This is a genomic window from Brucella sp. (assembly GCF_032066345.1).
GTDB lineage: Bacteria > Pseudomonadota > Alphaproteobacteria > Rhizobiales > Rhizobiaceae > Brucella > Brucella pseudogrignonensis.
The window spans coordinates 43277-69258 of record NZ_DAMBKZ010000009.1 but is presented as its reverse complement, the minus strand read 5'-3'; the positions used below and the strand labels follow the sequence as shown (position 1 = coordinate 69258).

The window sequence follows — 25982 nt, the reverse complement described above, 5'->3', positions numbered from 1 at the left end:
CCGCGGGGGGTGCCTTTTATAGCACACGGTTGGCAATCTTGGCTAAGTCAGATTATAGCCATTCCTTTTCCCTGCTTTACCCTTACAGGCGCTGATGTGGCAGGAAGGAGTGGGAATTCAGAAACCAGGCTAGGCTCACGTCGAGTTGAAGAAAATAGTAATGACATCAGCAAACCTTTGCGGAGCCAAACGCGGAAAGAAGTGACCGCCCTGCATTTCTTGCATCTCAGAATGCACAATCAAACGACGCAGTTCTTCGATATGATGATATGGGATCATGATATCGTCACGCGCGCCAAGGAGAAGCGTGGGCTGGTTAATCGCGGTCAGCTCTTGCGACCGATCAAAATCAAGCAACATTGCAATGCGCTGCGCAGTCACCTTATATGGCGCAAGATAATGGGCGGCGCTCGTCACTGCCTCACGAAGTTCGAGTTCATGTGCGGCTATCCAATCCGCCGTATAGCCAAACACATGTGTGAGGTTCTGATAGGCCGTCACCTCACCCTTCTGCATCATTTCCCAACGCGACAGGAAAAGCGCTCGAAAGCGCGCATCCGGACGTGCCCAGCTTCCGCTTATCACCAGTGATCTAGCACGCTCGGGGGCATCAAGCGCGATGGTTTGTACGACCGTTCCCCCGGTGGAATGGCCAACCAGATGCGCGCCATCGATTTTTTCCGTGTCGAGAATAGTCAGCACATCGCTTGCAATCCGCTCGATAGAATAGCCGTTATCGGGGCGGTCGCTTCGCCCCGCCCCGCGATGATCAATTGTGATGATCTGAAACCCTTTGAGGGCCTTCTCGACACCAGCCCAGAAGCGGCCATCGCCCCCTAAACCCGGGATAAGAACGATCGGTTGCCCCTCACCCTTCACCTCATAATACAGACGGCAGCCATCATCTGCCAGAGCGATCGACATTTGGCGTTCTTTCTCTATCAGTTGCCCGGCCAGGTATCGCCGAGGCGAAACCCAGTAGGAAACGGGTCTGTCGGGTCGAGCACATAATTATGAAAAGCGGTGATCCATGCCTGACCGGTGATCGCCGGACAAATGGCCCCCTTCCCCCCACATGTGGTTTCCCCAAGCACGCGACCGATAAACTCAGTACCGATGATCGATTCATGGATGAATGTTTCACCAATGGCGACTTGACCACGCGCATGCATTACCGCCAGCCGTGCACTTGTGCCAGTGCCACAAGGCGAGCGATCAATACGACCCGGCGAGACGATTACAGCATTGCGGGAGCGCTTGACACCATCGTGCTCTTCTAGAGGCCCTGCGAATAGCGTCTGGTTGATCGTGTGGATTTCCGGATTTTCCGGATGGATCGCCGGAAGCTGTTCAGCGGCGGCTTTTTTAATCCGCTCGCCGACCTCGACAAGCCGGGATGCTTCGGCCTTATCGATATTGAAGCCGATGGATGCCGCATCGACCAGCACATAAATCATCCCGCCATAAGCGACATCAACCGTAATTGTCCCAAGCCCCGGCACTTCAACCTTTGCGTCCAGCGCAAAGACGAAGGATGGAACATTTTCAAACGTGACGCTAACGCATTTCCCGTTTTCGCACTGCGCCGTCACCGGTACAACACCCGCCGGAGCTTCCAGAACCAGTTTTGTTTCTGGCTCTTTCATGGGGATCATGCCAGTTTCAAGCAATGCTGTTACAGTGCAAATTGTATTGGTGCCAGACATTGGCACGTAAAAATCCGACTCCATAATAACAAAGCCAGCATCCGCTTCAGGCTTTGTGGCTGGCAGGACAAGGTTGACGCATTGCGTGACCCGACCCCGAGGTTCGTTGAGCAGAAAATTGCGCAGATCATCAGCCTTGCCTTCAAGATATTGCATCTTTTCGAACATTGAAGCGCCCGGCACGTCGAGAACACCGCCAGTGATTACCTCGTTTAATTCACCGGCAGCATGAACGCCGACAACATTGACCATCTTTGAAAAACGCATGAATTAGCCCTTCAATGATGCGAGCTTGGCAATTGCGTCATTCACGACAGTTTCGACATGGACACGTTCCGCACCCAGCAGTGGCAGTCTCGGCGCGCGGACCCATTCCGGCGCACCATAGACGAGCTGTTCCGCAAGCTTGATGTACTGAACCAGCTTCACATGCGTATCGAGATGGAACGCTGGCGTCAGCAAGCGATAGAGTGTGCGTGCCTCATCAAAATTGCCAGACGAAGCAAGGTTGAACAGCTTCACACATTCGGCAGGCCAGACATTGGTCATCCCGGAAACCCAGCCCGTGACACCCAATGCCAGACTTTCAACGATAAGATCATCTACGCCACAGAACACTGAGAAACGGTCGCCACATGCATTGTATAGATCAGTCACGCGCCGGATGTCGCCACACTCTTCCTTGATACAGACAATCGAAGGAATTTCCTCCAACTGTTTAAGGATTTCCGGTGTTACATCCACACCATAAGCAATGGGATTATTATAAATCATGATCGGCAAATCGCTGCTTGCAGCAAGCGATTTGTACCAGACCACGGTTTCCCGTGGGTCCGTCTTATAGGCAAGCGACGGGAAGGCCATGAGACCCTGAGCGCCAAGCTTTTCATAATGACGTGCTGCAGCACCTGCATCAGCCGTCGAAATCTGAGCGAGGCCAGAGAGCAGCGGAACACGCCCGGCGACAGCTTCTTTTGCTGCCAGAATAACCTGATCACGCTCTTCCGCGCTGAGCGATGCATTCTCACCCAGCATTGGCAGAACAATAACGCCGGAAACGCCATTGGTGATCACACGATCTATTGAAGCAGCAGTTGCATCAAGATCAAGCGCACCATCTTGCTTGAGCTTTGTAGTAACTGCCGGAAATACGCCTGTCCAACCCGTCATGTTCTTGTTCCCTCATTTTTGGTGTTTATGAAATTCTCGATAAACTTCGTCATCGTTTCAGGCGTCTCGCAAGGCAAAGCACCCAGAGCCTCGATATCGGCTTTAACGTCCACCGGGAGCCCCGAATTGGAGTCTTCAGGTATCTCGTTGAGCCTTCCGCCAATCAGAACTGGCATATCAGAACCAGCCTCTTTGAGAGCTGCCAGCACATCACGCGCATAGCGCAGTGCAATGCCGTTATAAGTCGAAATGGCGATAAAATCCGCTTTCTCGGCAAGGGCTGTCGCAACTACGGCTTCGGGGTCCGCAGAGGTGCCTCCGTCAATGATGCCGATGGAACTCATGCCAAGAAGACGCTCAATGAGATTCTTGCCATGTTCATGCACATCGGATGAGGCAACGCATCCCCGTAAGCCGCTCTCAGCAATGGTGGTGCGTACGGCCTCAGGGACGCGTTTGATCCATTCATGTGCACTTTCTTCAAGCTCTTCGACCCACTCGGCCAGCATGACAGAACGACGACCACCCCAGGCTGTTGCATCTTCGTTACCTGCACCATAGAGGCTTTCCAAGCGCTTCGGCCCGACACGACGCAAGGCAAGCATAAGCGCTGCCGCGTCGTTGATGTTGACGCCAGCTTCTTCAAGACCGGACAGAACATTCTGACTGAAACGCTGCCCGGCTTCCATCAGATCATCGGCAGCTTTATCCACCTGTGCCAGATCAATCAGTCTGGCGGTCGGGATCGCATGTTCAGCCATGCGGGTCGCAAAAGTCTGCGCATCGATGATTTCATCAATATCCGGTATGCGCTGATTTTCAGTCACAGGAACCGGATTGATTGCATGGCCTGTAGGAATCCGCGCCAAGGCCCAGATATCTGCCTGCAAATAGCTGGCAAGGCTTGCGAAATTGCCTGCAGGGCTTGATTTATAGCTCACAGTATTGCCGAAAAGCATGGTACCCGGCGCATCGCTAAATGTCGCCAGGGCCTTATGGAAAGCCATACGTATCAAAGGTGCTGTATAATGGTGGCCAAAACAATGCGACATGCGTCCACCGATCAGATGCTCGACGATATGACGCTCGATCAACACCATGCCAAGCGCTGAACTCATATCTGCAAACAGTCCGGCAAACCCGTCATCCAGATTGGAATGAACGAGCACCTCCTGATCCTGTGCGGCGATTAAACCAAGCGCTGTCACCGCGGCTTCTGTCGTCGCAACATCGTCATCCCAATAAGGCAGACGAAACGTAAAATACTGCCCCAAATTGCCAATGGCTGTGGCACCTGCTGCCAGCGCACCCTTTGTATTTTCAATGGCGCCTGGCAATCCAAGCATGAAATCACCAAAGTGCGCAGCAGCAGGCGCTGCATTGGTGATGCGGGCAAAATCCTCCGCTCCATTCAGAACGATGCCTGTTCCTTTCGGGCGATCCTTGCGCAAGGCAACCGGATAGCCCATCGACCAGTCAAGTGTAATCCCGAAACGATCGACCGTCACACCACGGCTGGCACAAGTGCCATGCACTTCGCCAATTGCGTCAACAGTGCGCTCAACGCTGCGAAAGCCGATATGCGCATGCTGCATTATCTTGCCTTCAGCGGCCTTGCGTCGCTTATATTCAGCCTCGCTTGTTACGTTGTTTGTTTCGAGGAATACATTCCCGCCAACACGCCAGTCGCGGGATAGCGCTTTGCCTTCAGCGATAAGATCAGCGCCCGGCTTCATACGTTCAGGGACAAGATCAACAAGAGCAGGCAAAACAGCTTTCATGGCTACACCATTGGTGAAATTGCAGTAGGTTTGAGAATGCGGATATTCTGGCGCTCGATCATCCCTTTGATCGCTTCGATATAGGTTTGCCATCCCGGATGGGCGAGCATGCGTGCGCGTCTTTCCTCACGATCGGCGATGGTTTCGTAACGCCAGAGTGCAACGACATGGTTCAACTCACCAATATCGCAGATGAAATGGCCAATGAAGCCGCCGAGAATTTCTGTCTGGATTTTAAGACCAAGCTGTTCATAGGTCGCGATGAATTCCGCAATGCGGCCCGGGACAATGTGATAATCGCGTTCTTCGAGGATCATGTCCGCTCACTTTACCTGAAAGCCAAAGGCAAGCGGATCGCGCTCATCGACCAGTATCGTGTTGTAGCCTGTTACCCGCGCCCAACCACCAATGCTTGGCCGAATAGCAGGGCGACCGCCAACTTCCGCAGCGCTCTCAACGCGACCATGAAACAATGTTCCGATAATCGATTCATGAACAAAATTCTCGCCATCTTTCAGCATGCCTTTAGCGACACGCTGCGCCATGCGCGCTGAAGTACCAGTTCCGCATGGCGAACGATCAATTGCTTTGTCCCCATAAAACACCGCATTGCGTGCATCGGCTTCAGGGTGTCTTCCGTTATCCGCCCACATGACATGACTGACACCGGCAATGCGATCATCCTCGGGATGAACCGGAGCTACGGCTTCCTGCACCAGTTTCCGCACCAGTGGGCTGATCTTGAGAATGTCGTCAGCGCTCATCGTATCGAGACCAGCCCAGTTCTTCTGTGGTTCGATGATGGCATAGAAGTTACCACCATAAGCAACATCAACCACCAGCTCGCCAATACCGGGTACATCGATCTTCGCTTCGCTGGCATGAAGATAGGCAGGGACATTGAAAATGCGAACTTCGTCAACGAAACGACCATTGCGCCTGTATTCAACCTCGACCCGTCCCGCAGGAACTTCCAGGGCCAATTTACCCTCAGTCTTGGGGACAACAAACCCCTGTTCGAGCGCCACAGTGACCGTGCCAATTGTACCATGCCCGCACATCGGCAAACAGCCGGACACTTCGATAAACAAGACCCCAAGATCGCAATCGTCGCGTGATGGTGGATAAAGAACCGAGCCAGACATAACATCGTGTCCGCGTGGTTCAAACATCAGCGCTTGGCGCACCCAATCATGGTCACGCAGGAAGATCTGGCGTTTCTCAGCCATGCTGACATTCGGCAAAATAGGCGCACCACCACAGACCACACGGACCGGATTACCGCAGGTATGGGCATCGACACAGATAAAGGTATGAGGATTCATATTGTGCTCCAGATCAGGAAAACCGGCTGACGGTAAAAGGTGAAAGATCAATGGCGGGTTGCCTTCGGGCGACGAGATCAGCAATAAGACGAGCGGTGGTTGGCCCGAGTGTCAGCCCCCCATGGCTATGACCATAGGCATGAATCACGTCCTTGCGGTGCGGCGAATGTCCGATCACTGGCAGGCTGTCCGGTGTCGTCGGACGATGCCCCATCCAACGCGTTCCTTCATGCGCATTGAGATCAGGAAGATAAATGCGCGCCAACTTGGCGAGTGCATCACTACGCGCATAATTGGGGGGAGTGTCGAGGCCAGCAAACTCGGCAGCGCCGCCAATACGTAATCCCATATCCATCGGTGTGGCCACGAACTTACGTTCAGCGAAAATAACTTCACGCGTAAGCGAAACGCCAGAATCGGGAATTGTTACATTATAGCCGCGTTCGCTTTCGAGCAGCACACGATCACCAATCGTCTTCGCAAGACGTGCTGACCATGCGCCGGCCGCGATGATCAAATGATCAAAGTCAATCGCTTTGCCATCAGCCAAACGCAATCGCTTGCCGTCCACCGCAAGCGCTTCGCCGGTTACAAGCTTTGCACCCCGCCGGACAACAAGCGTCCGCAAGCGATCGACGAGACGTTTGGGATCATCAAAATGCGACCATTGCGGTGTCATTGCTGCACGAAGGACCGCCTTTCCAAGAGCCGGTTCCAACCTGCGCGCTTCATCGCCGTCCATCTCATCAAAAACAATACCATAGCGGCGTCTGAGATCACGATCTGCTGCATCTGCTTTAAAGGCTGCTTCAGTCTCATAGACCCACAAAGCACCAACCTGATGCAGTTCATGGGTGAGTTTCAGCTCCTCCAGCAACGGCAGGTAATCATCGTAAACGGGTGCTGTGAGTGCTGCGAGAGCCCCGGTAATCCGCAACATTTTCGATTGTGAGCCACTGCGCATGAAACGCGCAAGCCAAGGCACAAGTTTTGGGAAATGTGCAGGATGCACCGAAAGAGGACCGAGCGGATCACACAACCAGCCTGGCAGTTTCCAGACAAGGCCCGGCACGCTCGCGGGTACGATTTCGGTAACGCCCAGACCGCCCGCATTGCCAAAAGATGCTTTGTCACCCGCTGGATCGCGGTCAACGATCGTGACACTGTGCCCGTCAGCGATCAAAGCACGCGCTGCGCTCAGTCCTATTATTCCTGCACCTGCAATGACAACATTGCTCATTCAGCATTCCATCCATTCATCACGCCGGAGCTAATCGCTCGGCAAAATAACGTGTGGCTTCGATCAAGAGGCTGGCGGCAGTGATTGCCGAGGTCTTTGGATTGTCCGGCGAAGGCAGGTTGGCGAACCGCATGAAGGCTTCGCCAAATGAACTTCGTGCTTCAATTTCATGCGTATTGAACAAAACCGCCGGGTCTGCCACAACCTTGACTGCCGTGCGCGCCACACCTGCAGCCAGTGCAATCGTCAAGCCGGCATTCAGATTACGCGGATAGAGCTCTGCTGCGCGCAATGCATCGCCTTCATAAAGTAGGACGGCTTCGCTTAGTGTCTGCGGGTCAAACCCAAGGCTCTCTAGTTCAGCCACCCAAGCAGAGACCGGCTTTCGCGACGTATAAACAACGCTGAGATCTTCAGCCTGAGCGACAACATGAAGGTAATCAAGACCACCGACAGCACCTGTCGGGAAGATTAGCCGAGCACCGCTTTTCTGACCTGCTTCCGCCGCTCTTTGTTCGAAATCGGCGTCGCCAATGACACCAACAGAGGCCGCAATCACATCAATTCCCGCTTCTAAGAAAACCGGGCAGAATGCTTTTAACGCATCCTGTCCGGCGGCCTCGATAACAACAGAAGGTTCTGACGCCAAAAGCGCATTCACGTCGTTGAAAAACCGGACGCCTGACTGTTCCGGTGCTGATGCGCCGTCGCGCAACAGCACACCGATCTGGCAACGGTAGGTTAGAAGGTTGCTACAAAGAGCCCTTCCGATGGCGCCGAAACCAAGTAGTGCTATGTTTGGAACGGGAGCGGTGAATATCGTCATAGCGCTTACCAGGCCGACATGCCGCCATCAACGGTGAACATAGCCCCCGTTGCAAAGGACGCTTCATCCGATGCTAGCCACAAAATGCAGTTTGCGATTTCTTGTGGTTCTGCCCAACGATTGATCGGAGAACGGGCTTTCAATGCATTTTTGAAGCCATCGGGATCAGGCGTTGTTTCGACCATTTTCTCGAAATAGCTCGACCAAGTGACACCCGGTGCCACACAGTTTACGCGAATTTTTTCCTTGGCATGATCCAGCGCCATAGCCTTGGTAAGAGCTGCGACACCGCCCTTCGAGGCCACATAGGCTGCGCGATCAAAGATACCGACAGTTGCAACATTGGAGGCGGTGTTGACGATTGTGCCACCGCCTTGTGCTGCCATTACCGGGATGGCGTGTTTACAGCAAAGATAAACGCCCTTGAGATTGACAGCCATCAATGCGTCCCAATCGTCTTCATCTGTATTCACGACGGTCCCGGGGATACCATATCCGGCATTGTTGGCCAGAATATCGAGCCGCCCAAATTTGCGGACCGCAGTATCGATCATCGCCTTCACCTCGTCGGAGCGGGAAACATCAACGGTAAAGGCAAGTGCTGCATCACCGAGTTCAGCGGCAACCGCCGAAGCCTTTTGCCCATCACGATCAGCGACAATGACCTTTGCCCCTTCGCGAACGAAAATTTGAGCGGCAGCCTTGCCAATACCCGCACCGGCACCGGTGATGATGGCGATTTTGTCTTTCAGACGCATTTTTTCCTCGAACATAACTAGCCAGCCAACCCACAGCGTTGCGGATTGTTTCAAGCTTCTGGGGATGCCAGCACCATTTGCTGGCGGGGAGAATTTCGTAGTTAGACCTTGTAAGGATCGGATGGCGGAGCCGCAAAAACGGTATCGCGCTCGATCTGCAACACATTCTCAGGCCGCGGGAACGGCGCTGGTGCAGGCTCCCCCTTCAAACGGTCACGTCCGATCAGGCGGAAGAAATCCTCCAAACCATTTGGCACTATCAGCCAGGTCCAAACAATATCGGTCTCGCCTTCATTGATGAACATATGACGACGGTTCTTGCCGATGAAAAATGCGGAGCCCGGGTTCATTGCATGACTCTCACCATCAATCACGGCGCGCCCGTTGCCGGACACGACGAAGATGACTTCCTCATTCTGATCGTGGGCATGTTCACGGACATAGCCACCCGGCGGAACAGTCTGCGTTCCAAAGCCAATCGGGTGCTGCATCGGAACGCGATGCGGGGCGAAAATAACATCGATTGAACCATTCGCAGGCACTGGCTGCCAGTAGCTTTCCGCTGAACCCGGCTGAACGATAAGCACGTCCCCGCAAGGACCCTCTCCAGCGACGGCGCGTGTGTCTTTATTGATCATTTCAATTCCCCGACGCGAGCTTTTGCTCGTCTAGATTGGATACAATATCCAACATGATCGGAAGTATCACCGCCGTCAACGCCTTTATTGAAATTATTTTTCTATATTACGCTTTTGTTGGTATTGTATTTCACAGTTGACTCTATTTTTTGCATATTGTATCCAATTTAGAAATGGAGAGCCGGATGACAAAAAAGATCGGGAGACAATCCCTCACTGACCAAATCGTGGTGGAGCTGCGCCGCAGAATTATTGCTGGCGAACTCGCGGAGGGGACTCCCCTACGCCAGGAAGCTTTGGCGATCGAGCTCGGAGTTTCGCGGATTCCCATTCGCGAAGCCATCCGACAGCTGGAGGCAGAAGGCTTTGTCCAGTCTGAACTGCACAAGGGAACGGTCGTTAAAGCCCTGTCACTGGCGGAGATTCAGGAACTTTTTGACATCCGAATTCATCTCGAAACATGGCTGTTCGAAATGGCGATACCGCGTCTTTCCGAAGCTGATTTACGTCGTGCAGAACAGTTGACTGACGAAACGCTCACGGAAGGCAACGTTGAAAACTGGGGTGACTTGAACTGGCAATTTCATGAAACGCTTTATGCGCCGAGCGGTCGCACGGTCGCACTGAAGCTGCTCAAAAGCGTCCACGATAATGCCAACCGTTATATCAACCTTCAAATCGCAGTCGCCCAGGACGTCGAGCTCGAACTCTCCGACCATCGCGCCATTCTGGCTTATGCGAAGCTGAAAGACGCCGAACGAGCGGTCGAAACATTGCGCAAGCATATCCAGCGCGTTGCCAACAATCTTATGAAATCCTTGATCGAAAGCAGATCAGATCAACGGGAACAGCAAACCGCTTAAGGCAATTGCCCGAAAGCAAAAAGGCGTCGGCGGATGACGGTCAATCCGCAAAAATAAAAATAATACCGGCCCATGAAGGCTAGAAAAAACCAAAAGAGGGTTACGATGAAAGCTTATAGAAAGTTTCTCGCAGCGTCGATCGCCGTTGCGGGTCTGACGAGTGCTGCCCATGCGGATATCATCATCGGCGCAGCCGGTCCGTTAACCAATGCCGAGTCAATCTTCGGCGTGACTTGGATGAACGGCATGGAAATCGCCGTGCGTCAGGTGAATGACGCGGGTGGGATCAATGGTGAAAAGGTCGTCCTGCAGCGCGACGACGATAATGGCGACCCAAAGCAAGGCACACTGATTGCACAAAAACATTGCGACAATGCCGCAATGCTTGGTGTGGTTGCAAATTTCAATAGCGGTGTGACCATTCCGTCGTCCGATGTCTACCATCGCTGCGACCTTCCACAGGTGACCAATGCTTCGAACCCGAAAGTCACGCAATCGGGTTACAAGAATCTCTTCCGCCCGATCGCCAACGACCTTTCTCAAGGCTCGGCGCCTGCTGACTATGCAATCAACACACTGAAAGCCAAATCAGCCGCCATCATCCATGACAAACAGGCATTTGGTCAGGGGGTTGCCGAAGTATTCCGCGACACATTCACAAAAGACGGCGGCAATGTAACTTCCTTCTCAGGTGTTACACAGACCGACGTTGATTTCTCTGCTCTACTCACCAGCATTCGCTCAGAAAATCCAGATGTCATCTATTTTGGTGGCGTGATGCCTGCCGTTGGCCTGTTCGTCAAACAAGCACGCGAATTTGGCATCAAGTCGACTATTTTTGGTGCAGATTCCGCGTTCTCTTCTGATTTCATCAATGGCGCTGGCCCTGAGAATGCCGAAGGTGCGATCGTTTCGTTCCAGGCTCCTCCTTACGACTCATCACCCGAACTCGAAGCCTTCGCGAAATCCTATCGGGATGCTTTCGGTGAAGACGCAGGACCATACTCAGCCTATGGCTTTGTTGAAGCGTCAGTGATCCTGGAAGCCATGAAGAAGCTGCCCGCGCCGCTAACACGCAAGGCAATTGCAGAAGAAATCGCGAAAACCGATCTTAAAACCATGGTTGGAACCGTATCCTTCAAACCAGATGGTGAACTCACCAACCCTTTCATCTTCCTGTACAAGGTTGATGGCGGCAAATTCGCCCTCGTGAAGTAACGCTGATCTGGCGCAAACAAGCCTCTCGCGGCAGCTGGAGGCTTGCTGTCCCAACTTGGAAACGGTGCGCTTGGATCCCCTGGAGCATAGCTGTGCTGTGCTTCTTCCTAAGCGCTCCTCGGCAATCGAGGCTTCACAGATGTCTTCTTTCCTTCTTCAGCAGACTGTCAATGCGCTGACAGTCGGATCAATCTATGCCCTCATCGCGCTGGGCTACACGATGGTTTACGGGGTCTTACGCTTGATCAATTTCGCGCATAGCGAAATGTTCATGTCAGGCGCATTCGTCGCTGTCTTTCTCAGTGGTTCGCTAGGGATTTCCGGTTTCCCAGGTGCAGCCGTCATTGTGGGCATTCTCGCCTTCGTCGTCATCGGCATTCTGGGCATGTCAATTGAAGTCGCAGCATATAGACCGTTGCGCAATAAATCGCGCCTCGCCCCAATGCTTTCAGCGCTTGGCATGGCTATTATTATTCAAAATGTCGTCATGCTTATCGCAGGGCGTCGTCCGATAATCTATCCGTCAATGCTACCAAGCGGTGTGGTCGAAATCGGCGGCATCATCATTACATGGAAACAGATTACGATCCTTGCAATCGCACTTATCCTGATGGTTGCACTGGAATTGTTTGTCAATCGCAGCCGTATGGGTATCCGCATTCGAGCGGTTGCGGAAAATGCCAACACCGCTTCGCTCATCGGTATCAATCCGAATATTCCGATCTCGGTGATCTTCTTTATCGGACCGGGCCTCGGTGCCGTCGCAGGTCTTCTTTATGCGTCATATTACGGTGTTGCAACCTTCACAATGGGCTTTGTGATCGGCATGAAAGCCTTCACCGCAGCCATTCTCGGCGGCATCGGCTCTATTCCCGGAGCAATGCTAGGCGGCATCTTGCTTGGCTTCATTGAAACCTTCGCAACAGCTCTTTTACCCGGTCTGACCGGTGGCGTCATCGGCACGGAATATCGTGATATTTTCGCCTTCTCCGTTCTTGTTCTCATCCTTCTGTTCCGTCCGTCCGGATTACTGGGCGCCAAGGTCAGTGAAGAAACGATGGTGTACAAAAGTGATTTCTAAAGCCCCTCCCGTAAGCGCAGATAGCGCTCCCGTACCAACAAGCAACGCCTGGGGGCGAACCCTGTTATTGCTTGCAATAATCCCCCTCGCACTCATCCTTCTGGGGGAGTTACTGCCGACCTATCCGTTGCGCGTGCTTGACACGATCCTTCTCTACGCCGTTCTGGCAATGGGTCTGAACATCGTTGTGGGTTATGCTGGACTACTGGATCTCGGTTACGTCGCCTTTTACGCAATTGGCGCCTATACCTATGCGCTTTTGGCCTCCGATCAGTTGGGGCTACACCTGCCCTTTCCAGTTATTTTGGTCATTGGTGCAGTTCTGGCAGGTATCGCTGGCATCCTCCTTGGTATCCCCGTGCTACGACTGCGTGGCGACTATTTGGCGATTGTCACCCTTGGCTTCGGTGAAATCATTCGCGTTCTCATGAATAATCTGAACTGGTTGACAAACGGACCACAGGGAATCGCACGTATCGACGAGCCGAAACTTCTTGGCTGGACGATCTCATCCCCACTCGATTTCCTCTATCTGCTTATCGGCCTGTTGATCATCACCTTCCTTTTTGTTTGGAAGTTGCAGCAGAGCGCACTTGGTATTGCTTTGTCAGCAGTCCGTGAGGATCAGGACGCCGCCCGTGGCTGCGGTATCAACACAACGAAGGTCAAGCTTGTAGCCTTTGCAACCAGTGCGGTGATCGGAGGAATCTGCGGCGTTGTCTTCGCATCCATGCAACGTTTCGTCAGCCCTGAAAGCTTTACTTTCTGGGAGTCTCTCACCATTGTTCTCGTGTTGGTGGTCGGCGGCCTCGGCAATCCATTCGGCGCAATCCTCGGCGCAGCCATCCTGGTGCTAATTCCCGAACTCATGCGTGACTATGCGGACTATCGGCAACTCGTGTTCGGCATCGCGCTCGTCTCCGTTATCCTGCTACGACCTATGGGCATTATAAGCCGCCAATATGGTCCGTCATGGCTCGCCGCAAAACTGGGAGGGCGTTGATGCTAACTTTCGAACATGTCACCAAAGCCTTCGGGGCACATAAGGCGGTCGATGATGCTTCGCTTTCCATGAAGCCAGGGAAAATCACCTCGATAATCGGCCCGAATGGTGCGGGTAAATCAACGCTGGTTAATATGGCAGCAGGGTCCTATCAAGTGACGTCAGGACGGATCGTTCTTAACGGTGTCGAATTACAAAGGCTTCCAAAACACGCAGTTGCCCATGCAGGACTGGGTCGGACATACCAGAATATCCGTCTTTTCGATGGAATGACCGTGATGCAGAACCTGGAAGTAGCCCTTGTTCCCCCTACTATTTCGGCGCTGATCGCAGATGCCCTTCCGGGAAGGAGTGCCGAAACACATCGACGGGAAAAGTGCCACGCCATCCTAAAAAAACTTGGCATTTCGCATCATGCGCAAAGGCTTGCCGGATCGCTCGCCTATGGGCAGCAAAAGCTTGTCGAACTTGCCCGTGCGATGGTCAATGATCCGCATGCCATCCTCCTGGATGAACCTGCCGCAGGACTTAATCATGGTGAAACAGAAGAACTCAAGCATCACATTGTTGACCTGAAATCGGGCGACATCGCCGTTGTGCTCATCGAGCATGACATGAAACTCATCATGTCCATCTCGGACGAAATCTATGTGATGAACCGCGGTAGTGTCCTGGCACATGGTTCGCCTGCCGACATCCGTAACAATCAGCAAGTTCAGGAGGCTTATCTTGGCCAGCCAGGTGCAATCAGTGACATCGAAACCGCTGCTCGCAGTCGAGCAAATCCAGTCCGGTTACGGTCGGGTGAAAGTCTTGCATGGCATCAATCTTGAGCTCTATGCAGGAGAAATCGTTTCGCTGATTGGTCCCAATGGGGCTGGCAAGAGCACGCTTCTACGCTCAATTAGCGGCATTTGCCCGATCTCCTCTGGGCAAATCAGCTTCAAAAGCGAACGTATCGACCGGATGAAGCCTTATCAGATCGCAAAACGCGGCCTTGGCCATTGTCCAGAGGGGCGCGCGGTCTTCCAGCACCTCACCATCGAAGAGAACCTGATGGCGGGCTTTTTGGAAGGGCGCGGCAAGACCGAAGCTGAATTGTTTGACCATGTCTATACGTTGTTTCCAGTGCTCGCGGAGCGCCGTAAAAGTCAAGCTGGTCGATTGTCCGGTGGGCAACAGCAGATGGTGGCCATTGCAAGATCGATGATGGGCAACCCAGAACTGTTACTTCTGGATGAACCATCACTGGGGTTAGCACCGATCATCATTCACCAGATCTTTGAGATTATTATCAAGCTGGCTGAGGCAGGGGTATCGATTGTTCTAGTCGAACAAAACGTGGATCTCTCTCTCGAAATTGCCGATTATGTCTATGCCTTCGAGCATGGTCAGATCCACGTATCTGGTCCTGCCGAAAGACTGGCAGGAGACTCTCGCGTTCGGGAAATTTACTTGCCGGCGTAAGGATTCGACTCCAAGGACGGTTTCCTCACTCGCGGCTTCAGAGATGCCTTAGTGCTATCATTGGAAGCCAAAGAGAGGTGACCGTCCACGCAACAAGAACCGTTCCCATTGCTGCAGTTCATGCGGTATGGAGAACGCAGACACGCACGCTTGAGCTCGAGGGATACCGCAGCCTGTAATTTTAGGTTCATGCGTTGCCTAGAGTAGCGGATGAGACAGCGGTCTCAGGAGAGGAGGAAGTTGATGCTTTGCGAGCGATGCATGCCAGTCGATCAGACGAGCTATGCGTTTTCTGCGTCGTTTGGTTTGATCGACCCTGCGTGATCGTTTTGCAGAGGCGTATAGGCCTGTCCAACACACTTTAAGGGCATAAGGGGTTTACCGGCGCGTCCTGAATCCACGAAACCATCCATAAATGTGCAGTTTCATACGGGATCCGTTCAACTTTACGCCTGAACGGCCTACAAACATCAGTGGAGGAACTGAAATTCGGTTTCCTGTTGCGGGCATCAGCAGAGCAAGCTAGACAGATCCCATCAACAACGACAGATGAGGAAATAATGGCGACCGGTACAGTTAAATTTTTCAACAACGAAAAAGGCTTCGGCTTCATTACACCTGAGAATGGTGGCGCTGATGTATTTGTTCACATCTCGGCAGTTGCTTATGGCAGCGCACTCCACGACGGACAAAAAGTCAGCTATGATATCGGACAGGACCGCAAAACGGGCAAGTCCAAAGCCGAGAACGTGAACGTAATCTAGACTAAAGCATTTAAGAGATCACTGATCTCTGCCCAGAAAAATATTCGTCGCTGAGCTACGCTCTGGTCTAGCGGCGATGCCCCAGGCGTTACACGATCGATAAACGCCGAAAAACAAACTCCAGCCGGCCTTCGCAAGTTTCGCTCGGGCCCTCGACCGCTCCAACAGGCACGATGATCTGATGGTGCACGCCGTCACAGCGATCGCCAACATTGACGGCTTCGTTGCGGACGAATTGGCGCAGCAGCCCTTCTCGCGCCGCACAGCATGCGAACCAGCTTGTTTTCGGGTCAAACCGGGTCGATGCTTGCGCAACCAAGTCCTGCTTGAAAAAATACTCGGCCCAAAGTGATCTGGCGCAGCGGAAATTTCGTTAACTACCATGCCCCCGAACAGGGGAAACCGGAATCGATCCGGATCATGGGAGGAAAATGAAATGATGCGTTTTTCTGGAAAAGCACTCACTGCTGCTGCCATTCTCTCCGCCTGCGCCACAGTTGCATTGGCCGAGAATCCAACAGTTGGAGGGGCGGCAATGTATGACAATAAGACAATCGTTGACAACGCGATGAACTCGAAGGACCACACCACACTCGTCGCAGCTGTCAAAGCGGCTGGTCTTGTCGACACTCTGAAAGGCAAAGGACCGTTCACCGTTTTCGCACCCACGGACAAAGCCTTCGCTGCCCTACCAAAAGGCACAGTGGATGGCCTTCTAAAGCCGGAGAACAAGGAGAAGCTGACGAAAGTCCTGACCTGTCACGTTGTTGCCGCTGATGCCATGTCGAAAAATATCTCCAAGATGATTAAGGACGACAATGGATCACACGCCATCAAGACTGTGGGCGGCTGTGTCTTAACAGCTAGGGAAAAGATGGGAAAGCTCACCCTCACCGACGAGAATGGAACCGTCGCCCACGTGACGATCGCAGACGTGAAGCAGTCCAACGGTGTGATCCATGTCATCGACAAAGTGCTTTTGCCTAAAATGTAACTGCCTTTGAATTTACTCGATTTACCGACCGGGTTGCTTACCCGGTCGGTGATGTGATGGAAGCCAAGCTTTCGAGGAGAGGAATGAACACGCAACGGATGCGATCCTGCCAATGTTAAGGAGGGACGAGACTGTGTTCTTACCCTCCAAATGTCGATCTCAGTTTAATCGCAGATCATCAAACATAGGACAGAGAAAAGGGCCGATCGAAAACCGGCCCCGTTCGTCATTTAAGAAGCCGGTAGAATAGCTATATCGCGCAAATGGCCATCGAGCTTCTCGATCGTTCCGACCTTCGTGGCGGCACCTGTGTCAAGATCAACGGTGTAGATCGTATTATCACCAACTAGGTAAGCGGTGTTGCGGCCTTCCGCCATTCCCTGAATGTCAAAGGCATAGGTCTCAGGGCTCTCACTTATGTCCAGCTTGCCGATCGTCTTCAAAGTCCCGTCATTGGGCTTTGTTTGCTGAACCAGTGTCTTGTTGCCAGCATCAATATTGAACATGGCAGTCTTTTCAGGCTTGCCGATGGAATTGGTGTAAGCTGCGGCAGCGATTTTACCTTCAGAACCTTCGGCGACATCGCCCTTTTCGAAAGCAAGCTTGCCATCGACCGTCACCGCACCCGTATCCGGATGAACACGATGATTAGTTGTCCCAGTCATGAAACGAAGACGGTCAGCCATTGGATTGAAATCGACAATGACCGCCTGCCCTTGCGTGAGTGGCAGCATCTCGTTCATCTTCGATACTTCGTTTACCGTACCACTCTCGATGTTAATGGCGACAATCCGATGATCCTCGGTAACACCGATAACGGTCTTGTCGGCAGGTCGAAAATCAATGCCAAGCAGCTTTTCAACGTCGGCCACATCCATCGTCTTTGTGACCTTGCCATCCTCTGTGTCAAACATGACAAGCGTCTTGTCGCCGACAAGTCCAATCGCCGGTGCAGCCATAGCGTGAACAATCGTAACCCCAAGCATTGTAGATGTGGCCAGTGCCAACTGAGTGATACGCATCATTAATCTCCTTTGTATCCCGGTTTGAAGCCGCTGTTTTACGCGTGGGTTCCAGCGTCTCACATTTTAAGACACGCGAGACTTGTGGTTTGGATGCAGCGAGAGAAAATAAATTTTCAATGCATGTCTTTGCCTGTTTCCTGTCGATAGGCATTGCGGTTAAGTTAGCTATCGGATGAGGAGACAGATCGCTGGGCGGGCAAAAGGATGAACTGGCAAATGCTATTGCTGCCTGCGTGCGCCGCGACCGCTCCGGGCTGCGCGCCATATTTGATCAGGAAGCGGGCCGCTTGCTGGCAATTGCCCACCGCATTCTTCGGCGCCGCGAGCTTGCAGAAGAGGTCTTACAAGAAGCACTCATTCGGATCTGGACTCATGCCCATCAATATGCCCCGGATCAAGGCTCTGCCAAGGGATGGATTTATGCGATTGTCAGAAATCGAGCATTGAATGCATTGCGCGATGGCAATCGCGAACACACGGTCGAACATGTAGAAAACTTGGTCGAAGCCGAGCATTCCAATGAAATTCTGAACGCCTGGCATCGCCTCGATCAAAAAAGCCAATTGCGCGATTGTCTTCAATCGCTCGATAAGGACAAGCGGGACGGAATTTTGATGGCCTATGTCGGCGGTTATTCGCATGGTGAAATAGCGGGTCGCGTGCAGATACCTCTGGGGACCGCCAAATCCTGGATACGGCGAGGGTTGAGCGCATTGCGGGCATGCATGGCATGATAAGATCATTCGATAATATTGAAGAACTGGCCGACGAATATGTATTGGGTCTGCTTGACGCTGATGAGACGGCTCAAGTGGAAGATGAAATTGCCAACAACGAAGCCCTGAAAAGAGCGGTTGCGAGCAGCAGGGAACGCTTTCTGCCACTCGATTGTTCAGTCACCCCGATGCACGTGGAGGAACGCGTCTGGCGCGCGGTTCAAAGCCGGCTCTCCGATGATCCCGCCGTATCGACCACATTCGTCAGGAGCGCCAATGATAACAGGAACAGTGTCAATCGGTGGCGAGTTGCTGCGCTTTCCGCCGCAGCAGCTTCGATCCTTCTTGCAATCGGCCTGGGGTGGTCGTTGAACAAAACTGTCGATCCAATTGTAATCGCTGTTTTGCTGGATGATGCCGGAAGCGTGCAGGCAATCGTCGAAGATTTTGGCAATGAAAATGCGCGTGTGCGATTATTAAACCATGTCACAATACCAGCAGGAAAAGCCATTCAGGTCTGGACCCTTCCTTCTCAGGAGATGGGACCGGTGTCGCTGGGCTTACTTGAAGGTGGGCAATCAACGCAGTTAAAGGGACCAGACCTGCCAAAACCGCGCGGTGAACAGCTTTACGAACTTACATTAGAGCCCGCCGGAGGCTCGCCAATCGGACGTCCGACCGGGCCAATTCTCTCGAAAGGCTACGCGAAAATTCCGCTGTAACAGGGATCCAATTGATAACAGCACAATTTTTGCTCATTGCCAGGGATGGTTCCAAGAGATTATCGCTAACCAACGACGAAACGGCTGTTACATCCCTTGTTAGGCTTCAGAAGGGATTGAACTTTCGCGTGAACAGCCCGCCCAAAGCGGGGCAAAGGCGTCACAACGATACAGTCGTCGAACCAGGCGAACATCCATACTTCGACTGTTATCAGCATTCCTATCGACCCATCCGCTATTTCTGCCAACAGCTTATAATGACAGCCTCCCGGAACGGCGTTATAAGGTTTTGGCACAAACTTATAACGCCGTTGCGGCACGGGATCCGGCGGCTCACGGTGAGGTCCGTTTCTTCCATACCAATCTCTATAAGGGTCAACGCGCATCGACCGCAGGTTCAACGAGGATTTGCCTTCCGGCATCTCTCAGCGTGAAACTTCCGCGCTTAACCAAGGATTATTAAGCCATGGAAGACGGGATATTAGTGGGCACCACGCGACCGAATTATCAGATCTTTTGATTGGCTATGAACGCGATCGGGCCGGATATAGTCGTTAGGGTTCTGTTTTGACTCCCAGTCAAGATTCTCGGTGGCTGTACTTCGCCCTCTGCGAAGATGTTGATAACACTTGATGGGATTTGAACATTGCAACCGTTGCTATTTTTCGGCTGAAATCACACGCAAGGCTTTCCACATGCTATACCCTCGTCCCGGCGAAAAATGGAGTACGCTGCCTATAACGATGCAACTGAAGAACTACTGGCTGATGCCGGTAGTTCTGCGTGGTTCTGGATATACTGAAGTATGATGTCATCCGTGACATTGCCACTTGTAGTGCAAAAGTGGCCAAGTTCCCAGAAATATCTGCCCCAATAGCGCTTCTTCAGTTCTGGGTATTCCTGTTGCACTCTATAAGAAGAGCGGCCGTTCATGCGCCGGATCACATCACTGACAGAAAGCTGCGGCGGGATAGATACCACCATATGGACGCGGTTACCGGAAAGGACATCTTTGATAATCTTGACGCCCAGCTTTTTGCAAACCTGACTTATGATATCTTGTATTCGTACCCCAACCTCGCCCTTAAGCATCTCGTAGCGATATTTGGTGATCTAAACGATGTGATACCTATGGTAGAAAACCGTGCGACTGCCGGTGTCGTAGGAAATACTGTTCTTCAGAAAATAGACCTTGCAGCCTCCGACCGGTCTATTTTCTGAAGAACAGTATGTATCAAAGGGCTACGTGCTGAAGCAATTTTCGTCTGAAGACGACGGTTTTGAACCAATCAGTGCAAAATAAAGTTATCTAGCCCAAATTATTCGCTCAAGAAAAAATACTATTGAATAGGAAAAATTGATTATATATTTATCATAATTACTTTTTTCCATTTGCCGGAATTTGCCATGGGAGATTTTACAGCAGCAATACTGAACGTATACGATTATTCGACTACGTGCACTGACTGGTCCGGAGCACAATCAACACTTTACAAGTTGTTTGGCGCTAACCACGGAACTCTTCGAATTGACCGAATTGACGGCAGTTCCGTGAATTTATTCAATCCCTTTGCTCAATTTGAAACCCTTTATGCCGAGAAGTATCAGTTGATCGATCCAGTTCGATCTGCTGCGAACCGTCTCTATTCAAATATGCCTTCAACTTTTCAGGCTTATACTGCGACTGATTTGGTTGCCGAAACGACTTACAGTCGCTCTCAGTTTTACCGAGAATTCGCCGTTGAGCACGGTCAAAATCACATATTGCTGGCACCGGTTGGCGATAAGGAAAAGACGATAGTTTCGTTCTTTCGTGACGATTTAGCGTTTGCGGAAACGGATAAGCAGCTACTTGTCGGGCTGTTGCCTCATCTTCAGAGAGCAATTCAGATTAATCGTCAGTTTCAGCAAAAGCAGTTAGAAGCGGCTGTAGGGACCGCTACGATTGAATCCTTATCGACGAGTGCTGTGGTCGTCGATGTTAATTTGAACGTCCTTCTTGCAAATAACGCGGTTCTATCGATGGTTTCAAAGCGAAATCATCCAGTGATTTTCTCCAATCCAACCAAGTCTGCAAAATTTGGCAAGACAGTTCTTAAACTCAATCAGCGTGTGGCCGGTCTTAAGTTAAGTGCATTAGTTAATGATGCGGCTACGGGCGGAAGTGGCGGCTCGATGCGCGTTGAGTACTTGGATGAATGGGAAAATCAGCGTCAGCTGGCTATACTAGTTTCACCTAATCCGACTCAAATTGCTGGTTTATTGGCCGTGACGCATACCGTCGTGCTATTTTTTCGCGACCTGTCCGAAACCAACCTGCCCTCCGCTGACCTTTTGTGCGCCTTGTTTAATCTAACGAAAACTGAGGCAGCGGTTGGTTTGGCTCTTCTGGGTGGAAACAGTGCTGAATCTGTATCTCGTCTACGTAATGTTTCACTAGAAACCATTCGAAGCCAAATTAGAGTTATACTTCGAAAATCTGGCGCCAATAATCTGCGAGATTTCGAGAGAGTTGTCTCGTTAGTGACGATCCGCAATAACTCGTGAGCTCTGGCATCCGCATTGTTAATGAAATGCCTCACCAGTTCTGGTGATGTCACGTAGTTCGTGAAGTCATACCGTGTGATCGAAAATTAACTGCTCGTCCAGAAACTTAAACGAGATTATTTCACTAATTAGCACGGAGATAAGCATGAACTCTGCAATTAAGCTTGTGGCGATGAGCCTCGCAGTAGCAGTGACATCCCCTGCAGGCGCAGTCACGATGACAACATCTGCTCCAGCCACACAAAATAACAATATAGTTCAGATTGCGCAGGGATGTCCTGCAGGAATGTGGCGTGGACCATGGGGGCATTGCCGCGATACGCCTTATTCGGGTCCGCTGCCAAACAATACGTGGGTTGGCAATCCTCCTCCTGCCTTCAACTATTTGGGTAACGGATGTCCTCCCGGTATGTGGCATGGTCCATGGGGTCATTGTCGCGACACTCCTTATCAAGGAAGGCTTCCTGACGGTCAGTGGAAAAACTAAGCCAACAAGTTTCAATCCATTTTATCGTGAGCAAGAAATATGACCATGAAATCTCTGACTTCATTAGCCCTCTTCGCTTCAGTCGCACTGTTTTCCTTGCCCACCTTTGCGCAGGACAAACCTACTGAAACCGCTATTCAACAAGCACCTGAAATTGTTGAAATTTATACGGCAGATGATGCAGCCGCAGTACTCAATGCCCGAATTCTAGCGCTAAAGACAGTTATGGCGCTGAATGATGATCAGCAAAAAAATTGGGATACTGTTGAAAAAGCAATTCGGGATATTGCTGGTAAGGCCGCTGAACGTAAGCTTGAACGATCGAAAGCAAAACCACCTGGTAACATTGCGGATATATTGGAACGCACGGCAGATGCTGAGATTACACGCGGTGAAGAGCTTAAGAAACTCACGGTTGCTATGAAGCCACTCGTTGAGAGCCTGACATTTGCACAACAGATGAGAATTCCATCATTCCTGGGAATGAAAGAAAGCTCAAATGGTTTAGCTCAGCCGACATCGGAACTCTGGATTTTCGAAGAAGAGCAATGACAATCTTAATTGGGTTTCTACCGTTTCTAATTTTCGCTGTAGTATCCACAACCCACGGTGCGCTTGCTGGTCTTCTGGCAGGCGCAGTCGTGTCTGCGGTACTCACTGTTAAAGCCTTCCGGAATAAAAATGAGTTTAGAATTCTGGATGTCGGAACACTGATTCTGTTTCTTGCCCTTGCTATTTATGTAAAGCTTCAAGGTCACGATCTTTCGATATTCGTCGTCAAATTTTGGGTAGATATCGGTCTCTTTGTCATAGCAATAGCTTCAATGGCTTTAAGACAGCCATTCACTATGCAATTTGCCCATGATCAGATTGACGCCAAGTATTGGTGGTCACCAAAATTCCAACGCAAAAATTACGTTATGACTGGAGTGTGGGCACTCATATTTCTCGTAATGGCGGGTGTCGAAGCAATTGTCGGCTTCGGCTCAGATCTTTCTGTTACTACTGGAACTGTGCTGGTTCTGATCGTTCTGGGATTTGGTATCTGGTTCACAAAGTGGTTCCCGACCAGATCAAGTTCATGATCGATGAAGCCAGTAATAACCCGATACAGCTGAACATTTTAGTTCATTTCTGAAAGTGAGGATACGCCGTCGCGTGCTCCGTGCTATCAGTCGGCGTGGCATTTCTAAGCCAAGCGAAAAGGCCGGAGATATCCTAATTCTGGAAAACTTAATCGACGGTCTTGCCCAAGGTGTCGGCCACGAACGCACCGCGGTTTCCCATAGGCTGCGGCGACCCCGTGGTAGAGTCACAAGCGGTTTGGTGCTCCAGCTCTGCGTTAAGTTCAGCACCGACAATCAATATGATTACTGAGATCCAGACCCACACCATCATGCCGATGAGTGCGCCAAGCGTGCCGTAGGTCGCGTTGTAATTCGCGAAATTTTCAATATAAAATGAGAACAGGATTGATGCGGACATCCAGAGCAGTGTGCTAAGTACCACGCCCCAGTTTAACCACCTGAGTTTTGCCTGTGCGCGGCTCGGACCAAAGCGGTAGATTAAGGCGATACCACAGCCGACCAGGACAAGAACGAGAGGCCAGCGCGCGAACCGCGCCAGGAGCTCCTGCCATCGATCCAGCCAAAGATATGACAAAACGGCTGGAAGCACTCCGATGGCCGCGATAAGAACGATGGCGATAATAAGCCCACCGAATGTAAATGTCAGAGATAAGAGGTTCAGGCGTAAAAAGCTCCGTTTCTCCTTTTCCCGATATGCAACGTTCATAGCATCGAATATCGCCTTCATGCCACTGTTGGCACTCCAGATCGCTACAACGAGGCCGGCAAAGAACGCAAAACTCAGCGTGGAAGCCTTTTGCAGTGTGAGAGCAGTCAACTGATTGAGTATGAGGTCGAACGATCCAGGTGGAAAGACACTTGCCAGAAAGCCAACGTGTCCCATAATTGTTGAGGGGTCGGCGACGAAGCCGTAAAGAGCAACAAGTGCAGCCAGCGCCGGAAACAGAGATAGTAGAAGGTAGTAGGTCACACCTGCAGCAATCAGTGTAACCCGATCTGCCATGATAGCTTCAATGACGCGCCAAAAGACGTCGCGAAGGCCCCTAACCGGTATTTCGCCAGGCGATTTGGCATCCCGACCACGATCAGAACTCACACTTTCTGGTAAGACACGCTCCTGGCTATATTTCATCGCTAAGGATCCTGTTTCTGCTGAACCCTTAACGTGCAAAACTGCATGATGTTTCCGTCTGTCGTCGGGAGAACCCTTTTTATTTGAGCATCGATTGGCGGGGAAGTCAGGGGGTGTTGCTGTCGTGGCATGAGCCAACCATGTTGAGTTTTTTACTGGTTTCCTCCGCACTCCCATCCCATCGTTCTCAGCGGCAATCAACAATGCCAGACAATCTTATTCACCTGACATCTCTCGCTTAGCTTCAGCACTGCATAATTGCGTGCACCTTCGAGCTGACCGCGCAACTTGATGCTTCAAGATTCACACGATTTGGGCTGGAACGGCTGCCCCTTCTTGCGAGAAAACATGTATATCCTTCGTCGACGCAGAGAAAGATAACGTATCTGATCTCCTAAAATCAGTGTCTTCCGCTGTCTTGATCAGATATTTGCCATGAGATCCGGCAATATCCATATAGAGGATCTGAGCTTCGCCCAGATGCTCTACAAGATCCACTGTACCAGAAAATACATGCCCCTCAGTTTCGTTGCCGGCAATCCTGGTATTTTCTGGACGAATTCCAACGCTAACTCTATCCTTTTTTGCGAACGTTCCCTCACCCGCTTCAAGAGCCAGTTTCGTCCCGCAGTCAAGATGACAGCTGTAATGGCGTCCCGAGACCTCCGATATGGTGCCCGCGAGTATGTTCATGGCCGGGGAACCAATAAACTGGGCAACGAAAAGATTGGCTGGCTTCTTGTAAAGCTCCACTGGCGTGCCAATCTGCTCGATATTGCCGTCTTTGAACACAACGATCCGATCCGCCAACGTCATGGCTTCCACCTGATCATGGGTCACATAGATCATTGTGACATCGGGCATGCTTTGCTTGAGTTTTGCAAGCTCGATGCGTGTGGCCACACGCAGAGCTGCATCAAGATTGGACAAAGGCTCATCAAACAAAAACACGCGCGGGTTTCTGACAATCGCCCGTCCAATCGCAACACGTTGCCTCTGCCCACCTGAAAGCGCTTTCGGCAAGCGTTGCAGATAGCCGCTCAGCTGAAGAATCTCGCCGGCTTTCTTGACCCGTTTGTCTATCTCAGCCTTTGCCACGCCGGCGATACGCAGACCGAAAGCCATATTCTCATAAACAGTCATATGCGGATAAAGCGCATAGGACTGGAACACCATTGAGATACCCCGTTTCGACGGAGCAACATTGTTCATCCGCTCACCGGCGATGACGAGATCACCTGACGTTATTGTCTCAAGACCAGCAATTGAGCGCAACAGCGTGGACTTTCCACAACCCGACGGCCCGACGAAAACAACGAACTCACCCGATGAGATATCAAGGTCAATTCCATGGAGTACTTCCAGATTGGAATAGGATTTACGTATATTCTTCAGTGACAGGTCGGCCATTGTTCCCGTTCCTTGTAGTTT

Annotated in this window: 28 protein-coding genes; 14 read left to right on the top strand and 14 right to left on the bottom strand. The window is 51.6% G+C overall.

Annotation, left to right across the window (positions count from 1 at the left end):
• Positions 1-135: 135 nt before the first annotated feature.
• From RT142_RS13050 to RT142_RS13005, 10 genes are all read right to left on the bottom strand, one after another.
• A complete protein-coding gene (locus RT142_RS13050; RefSeq protein ID WP_313029092.1) occupies positions 136-924 on the bottom strand; it encodes an alpha/beta hydrolase in 789 nt (262 codons plus the stop codon).
• Between the two features lie 17 nt (positions 925-941).
• Positions 942-1973, bottom strand: coding sequence for a proline racemase family protein (locus RT142_RS13045; RefSeq protein WP_171380545.1), 1032 nt, complete (start codon positions 1971-1973; stop codon positions 942-944).
• Positions 1974-1976: 3 nt separating this feature from the next.
• Positions 1977-2876, bottom strand: a complete 900-nt coding sequence (locus RT142_RS13040) for a dihydrodipicolinate synthase family protein (RefSeq protein ID WP_094544019.1) — start codon at positions 2874-2876, stop codon at positions 1977-1979.
• Complete coding sequence (locus RT142_RS13035) at positions 2873-4657, bottom strand: cobalamin-dependent protein (protein ID WP_313029089.1); 1785 nt, start codon at positions 4655-4657, stop codon at positions 2873-2875. Before RT142_RS13035 ends, RT142_RS13040 begins: the two co-directional genes overlap by 4 nt.
• A 2-nt stretch (positions 4658-4659) precedes the next feature.
• Entirely contained in the window at positions 4660-4974 is a 315-nt protein-coding gene (locus RT142_RS13030) for an NIPSNAP family protein (protein WP_313029087.1), read from the bottom strand.
• A 6-nt stretch (positions 4975-4980) separates the two neighbouring features.
• Positions 4981-5982, bottom strand: a complete 1002-nt coding sequence (locus RT142_RS13025; RefSeq protein ID WP_313029084.1) for a 4-hydroxyproline epimerase — start codon at positions 5980-5982, stop codon at positions 4981-4983.
• A gap of 13 nt (positions 5983-5995) precedes the next feature.
• Positions 5996-7222 carry an FAD-dependent oxidoreductase gene (locus tag RT142_RS13020; RefSeq protein ID WP_313029082.1) on the bottom strand — a complete coding sequence of 409 codons (1227 nt, stop codon included), beginning with the start codon at positions 7220-7222 and terminating at the stop codon, positions 5996-5998.
• Positions 7223-7241: 19 nt separating this feature from the next.
• A complete protein-coding gene (locus RT142_RS13015; protein ID WP_171380541.1) occupies positions 7242-8048 on the bottom strand; it encodes an aspartate dehydrogenase domain-containing protein in 807 nt (268 codons plus the stop codon).
• Between the two features lie 5 nt (positions 8049-8053).
• Positions 8054-8806 (bottom strand): SDR family oxidoreductase, encoded by a 753-nt coding sequence (locus RT142_RS13010; protein WP_094544178.1) that lies wholly within the window; start codon positions 8804-8806, stop codon positions 8054-8056.
• 101 nt (positions 8807-8907) lie between these two features.
• Entirely contained in the window at positions 8908-9444 is a 537-nt protein-coding gene (locus tag RT142_RS13005; protein WP_171380540.1) for a cupin domain-containing protein, read from the bottom strand.
• A 185-nt stretch (positions 9445-9629) separates the two neighbouring features.
• Here RT142_RS13005 and RT142_RS13000 point away from each other — a divergent pair, with 185 nt between their 5' ends.
• From RT142_RS13000 to RT142_RS12965, 8 genes are all read left to right on the top strand, one after another.
• Entirely contained in the window at positions 9630-10307 is a 678-nt protein-coding gene (locus RT142_RS13000) for a GntR family transcriptional regulator (RefSeq protein WP_094544026.1), read from the top strand.
• A gap of 105 nt (positions 10308-10412) precedes the next feature.
• A complete protein-coding gene (locus RT142_RS12995) occupies positions 10413-11525 on the top strand; it encodes a branched-chain amino acid ABC transporter substrate-binding protein (RefSeq protein ID WP_171380539.1) in 1113 nt (370 codons plus the stop codon).
• 139 nt (positions 11526-11664) lie between these two features.
• Positions 11665-12606 carry a branched-chain amino acid ABC transporter permease gene (locus RT142_RS12990; RefSeq protein WP_094544179.1) on the top strand — a complete coding sequence of 314 codons (942 nt, stop codon included), beginning with the start codon at positions 11665-11667 and terminating at the stop codon, positions 12604-12606.
• 67 nt (positions 12607-12673) lie between these two features.
• Complete coding sequence (locus tag RT142_RS12985) at positions 12674-13609, top strand: ABC transporter permease subunit (protein WP_313029072.1); 936 nt, start codon at positions 12674-12676, stop codon at positions 13607-13609.
• Complete coding sequence (locus RT142_RS12980; protein WP_313029069.1) at positions 13609-14442, top strand: ABC transporter ATP-binding protein; 834 nt, start codon at positions 13609-13611, stop codon at positions 14440-14442. The genes RT142_RS12985 and RT142_RS12980 overlap by 1 nt, the downstream gene beginning before the upstream one ends.
• Positions 14375-15076, top strand: a complete 702-nt coding sequence (locus RT142_RS12975; protein WP_313029254.1) for an ABC transporter ATP-binding protein — start codon at positions 14375-14377, stop codon at positions 15074-15076. The genes RT142_RS12980 and RT142_RS12975 overlap by 68 nt, the downstream gene beginning before the upstream one ends.
• A 560-nt stretch (positions 15077-15636) precedes the next feature.
• On the top strand, positions 15637-15840 hold the full coding sequence (locus tag RT142_RS12970; protein WP_007881014.1) for a cold-shock protein: 204 nt from the start codon (positions 15637-15639) through the stop codon (positions 15838-15840).
• A gap of 436 nt (positions 15841-16276) precedes the next feature.
• Positions 16277-16834: a fasciclin domain-containing protein gene (locus tag RT142_RS12965; RefSeq protein ID WP_094544031.1), complete on the top strand. Its 558-nt coding sequence runs from the start codon at positions 16277-16279 to the stop codon at positions 16832-16834.
• A gap of 230 nt (positions 16835-17064) precedes the next feature.
• On the opposite strand, the gene RT142_RS12960 is transcribed toward RT142_RS12965, so the two are convergent.
• Complete coding sequence (locus RT142_RS12960) at positions 17065-17856, bottom strand: DUF4394 domain-containing protein (RefSeq protein WP_171380635.1); 792 nt, start codon at positions 17854-17856, stop codon at positions 17065-17067.
• Between the two features lie 191 nt (positions 17857-18047).
• Here RT142_RS12960 and RT142_RS12955 point away from each other — a divergent pair, with 191 nt between their 5' ends.
• Both RT142_RS12955 and RT142_RS12950 read left to right on the top strand, forming a co-directional pair.
• A complete protein-coding gene (locus tag RT142_RS12955) occupies positions 18048-18593 on the top strand; it encodes a sigma-70 family RNA polymerase sigma factor (RefSeq protein ID WP_313029250.1) in 546 nt (181 codons plus the stop codon).
• Positions 18581-19297 (top strand): anti-sigma factor domain-containing protein, encoded by a 717-nt coding sequence (locus RT142_RS12950; RefSeq protein WP_171380536.1) that lies wholly within the window; start codon positions 18581-18583, stop codon positions 19295-19297. Before RT142_RS12955 ends, RT142_RS12950 begins: the two co-directional genes overlap by 13 nt.
• 735 nt (positions 19298-20032) lie before the next feature.
• Here RT142_RS12950 and tnpA read toward each other — a convergent pair.
• The gene (tnpA, locus tag RT142_RS24400; RefSeq protein WP_204162570.1) at positions 20033-20389 is read right to left on the bottom strand and encodes an IS200/IS605 family transposase; all 357 of its coding nucleotides are present in this window, start codon (positions 20387-20389) and stop codon (positions 20033-20035) included.
• 315 nt (positions 20390-20704) lie between these two features.
• On the opposite strand from tnpA, the gene RT142_RS12940 reads away from it, so the two are divergent.
• From RT142_RS12940 to RT142_RS12925, 4 genes are all read left to right on the top strand, one after another.
• The gene (locus RT142_RS12940; protein WP_313029062.1) at positions 20705-21844 is read left to right on the top strand and encodes a hypothetical protein; all 1140 of its coding nucleotides are present in this window, start codon (positions 20705-20707) and stop codon (positions 21842-21844) included.
• Positions 21845-21989: 145 nt separating this feature from the next.
• Entirely contained in the window at positions 21990-22331 is a 342-nt protein-coding gene (locus tag RT142_RS12935) for a GCG_CRPN prefix-to-repeats domain-containing protein (RefSeq protein ID WP_231194785.1), read from the top strand.
• Between the two features lie 45 nt (positions 22332-22376).
• A complete protein-coding gene (locus RT142_RS12930; RefSeq protein ID WP_171380534.1) occupies positions 22377-22883 on the top strand; it encodes a hypothetical protein in 507 nt (168 codons plus the stop codon).
• Positions 22880-23416, top strand: coding sequence for a hypothetical protein (locus RT142_RS12925; protein WP_171380533.1), 537 nt, complete (start codon positions 22880-22882; stop codon positions 23414-23416). Before RT142_RS12930 ends, RT142_RS12925 begins: the two co-directional genes overlap by 4 nt.
• A gap of 148 nt (positions 23417-23564) precedes the next feature.
• Here RT142_RS12925 and RT142_RS12920 read toward each other — a convergent pair whose 3' ends face one another.
• Complete coding sequence (locus RT142_RS12920; protein WP_313029051.1) at positions 23565-24551, bottom strand: YihY/virulence factor BrkB family protein; 987 nt, start codon at positions 24549-24551, stop codon at positions 23565-23567.
• A 303-nt stretch (positions 24552-24854) separates the two neighbouring features.
• Positions 24855-25961: a sn-glycerol-3-phosphate ABC transporter ATP-binding protein UgpC gene (locus RT142_RS12915; protein ID WP_313029048.1), complete on the bottom strand. Its 1107-nt coding sequence runs from the start codon at positions 25959-25961 to the stop codon at positions 24855-24857.
• Positions 25962-25982: the final 21 nt, after the last annotated feature.

Coding starts and splice junctions, on each gene's coding strand:
- RT142_RS13050 (WP_313029092.1), bottom strand. CDS start 924: ATGTCGATCGCTCTGGCAGATGATGGCTGCCGTCTGTATTATGAGGTG.
- RT142_RS13045 (WP_171380545.1), bottom strand. CDS start 1,973: ATGCGTTTTTCAAAGATGGTCAATGTTGTCGGCGTTCATGCTGCCGGT.
- RT142_RS13040 (WP_094544019.1), bottom strand. CDS start 2,876: ATGACGGGTTGGACAGGCGTATTTCCGGCAGTTACTACAAAGCTCAAG.
- RT142_RS13035 (WP_313029089.1), bottom strand. CDS start 4,657: ATGAAAGCTGTTTTGCCTGCTCTTGTTGATCTTGTCCCTGAACGTATG.
- RT142_RS13030 (WP_313029087.1), bottom strand. CDS start 4,974: ATGATCCTCGAAGAACGCGATTATCACATTGTCCCGGGCCGCATTGCG.
- RT142_RS13025 (WP_313029084.1), bottom strand. CDS start 5,982: ATGAATCCTCATACCTTTATCTGTGTCGATGCCCATACCTGCGGTAAT.
- RT142_RS13020 (WP_313029082.1), bottom strand. CDS start 7,222: ATGAGCAATGTTGTCATTGCAGGTGCAGGAATAATAGGACTGAGCGCA.
- RT142_RS13015 (WP_171380541.1), bottom strand. CDS start 8,048: ATGACGATATTCACCGCTCCCGTTCCAAACATAGCACTACTTGGTTTC.
- RT142_RS13010 (WP_094544178.1), bottom strand. CDS start 8,806: ATGCGTCTGAAAGACAAAATCGCCATCATCACCGGTGCCGGTGCGGGT.
- RT142_RS13005 (WP_171380540.1), bottom strand. CDS start 9,444: ATGATCAATAAAGACACACGCGCCGTCGCTGGAGAGGGTCCTTGCGGG.
- RT142_RS13000 (WP_094544026.1), top strand. CDS start 9,630: ATGACAAAAAAGATCGGGAGACAATCCCTCACTGACCAAATCGTGGTG.
- RT142_RS12995 (WP_171380539.1), top strand. CDS start 10,413: ATGAAAGCTTATAGAAAGTTTCTCGCAGCGTCGATCGCCGTTGCGGGT.
- RT142_RS12990 (WP_094544179.1), top strand. CDS start 11,665: ATGTCTTCTTTCCTTCTTCAGCAGACTGTCAATGCGCTGACAGTCGGA.
- RT142_RS12980 (WP_313029069.1), top strand. CDS start 13,609: ATGCTAACTTTCGAACATGTCACCAAAGCCTTCGGGGCACATAAGGCG.
- RT142_RS12970 (WP_007881014.1), top strand. CDS start 15,637: ATGGCGACCGGTACAGTTAAATTTTTCAACAACGAAAAAGGCTTCGGC.
- RT142_RS12965 (WP_094544031.1), top strand. CDS start 16,277: ATGATGCGTTTTTCTGGAAAAGCACTCACTGCTGCTGCCATTCTCTCC.
- RT142_RS12960 (WP_171380635.1), bottom strand. CDS start 17,856: ATGCGTATCACTCAGTTGGCACTGGCCACATCTACAATGCTTGGGGTT.
- RT142_RS12950 (WP_171380536.1), top strand. CDS start 18,581: ATGCATGGCATGATAAGATCATTCGATAATATTGAAGAACTGGCCGAC.
- tnpA (WP_204162570.1), bottom strand. CDS start 20,389: ATGCTTAAGGGCGAGGTTGGGGTACGAATACAAGATATCATAAGTCAG.
- RT142_RS12940 (WP_313029062.1), top strand. CDS start 20,705: ATGGGAGATTTTACAGCAGCAATACTGAACGTATACGATTATTCGACT.
- RT142_RS12935 (WP_231194785.1), top strand. CDS start 21,990: ATGAACTCTGCAATTAAGCTTGTGGCGATGAGCCTCGCAGTAGCAGTG.
- RT142_RS12930 (WP_171380534.1), top strand. CDS start 22,377: ATGAAATCTCTGACTTCATTAGCCCTCTTCGCTTCAGTCGCACTGTTT.
- RT142_RS12925 (WP_171380533.1), top strand. CDS start 22,880: ATGACAATCTTAATTGGGTTTCTACCGTTTCTAATTTTCGCTGTAGTA.
- RT142_RS12920 (WP_313029051.1), bottom strand. CDS start 24,551: ATGAAATATAGCCAGGAGCGTGTCTTACCAGAAAGTGTGAGTTCTGAT.
- RT142_RS12915 (WP_313029048.1), bottom strand. CDS start 25,961: ATGGCCGACCTGTCACTGAAGAATATACGTAAATCCTATTCCAATCTG.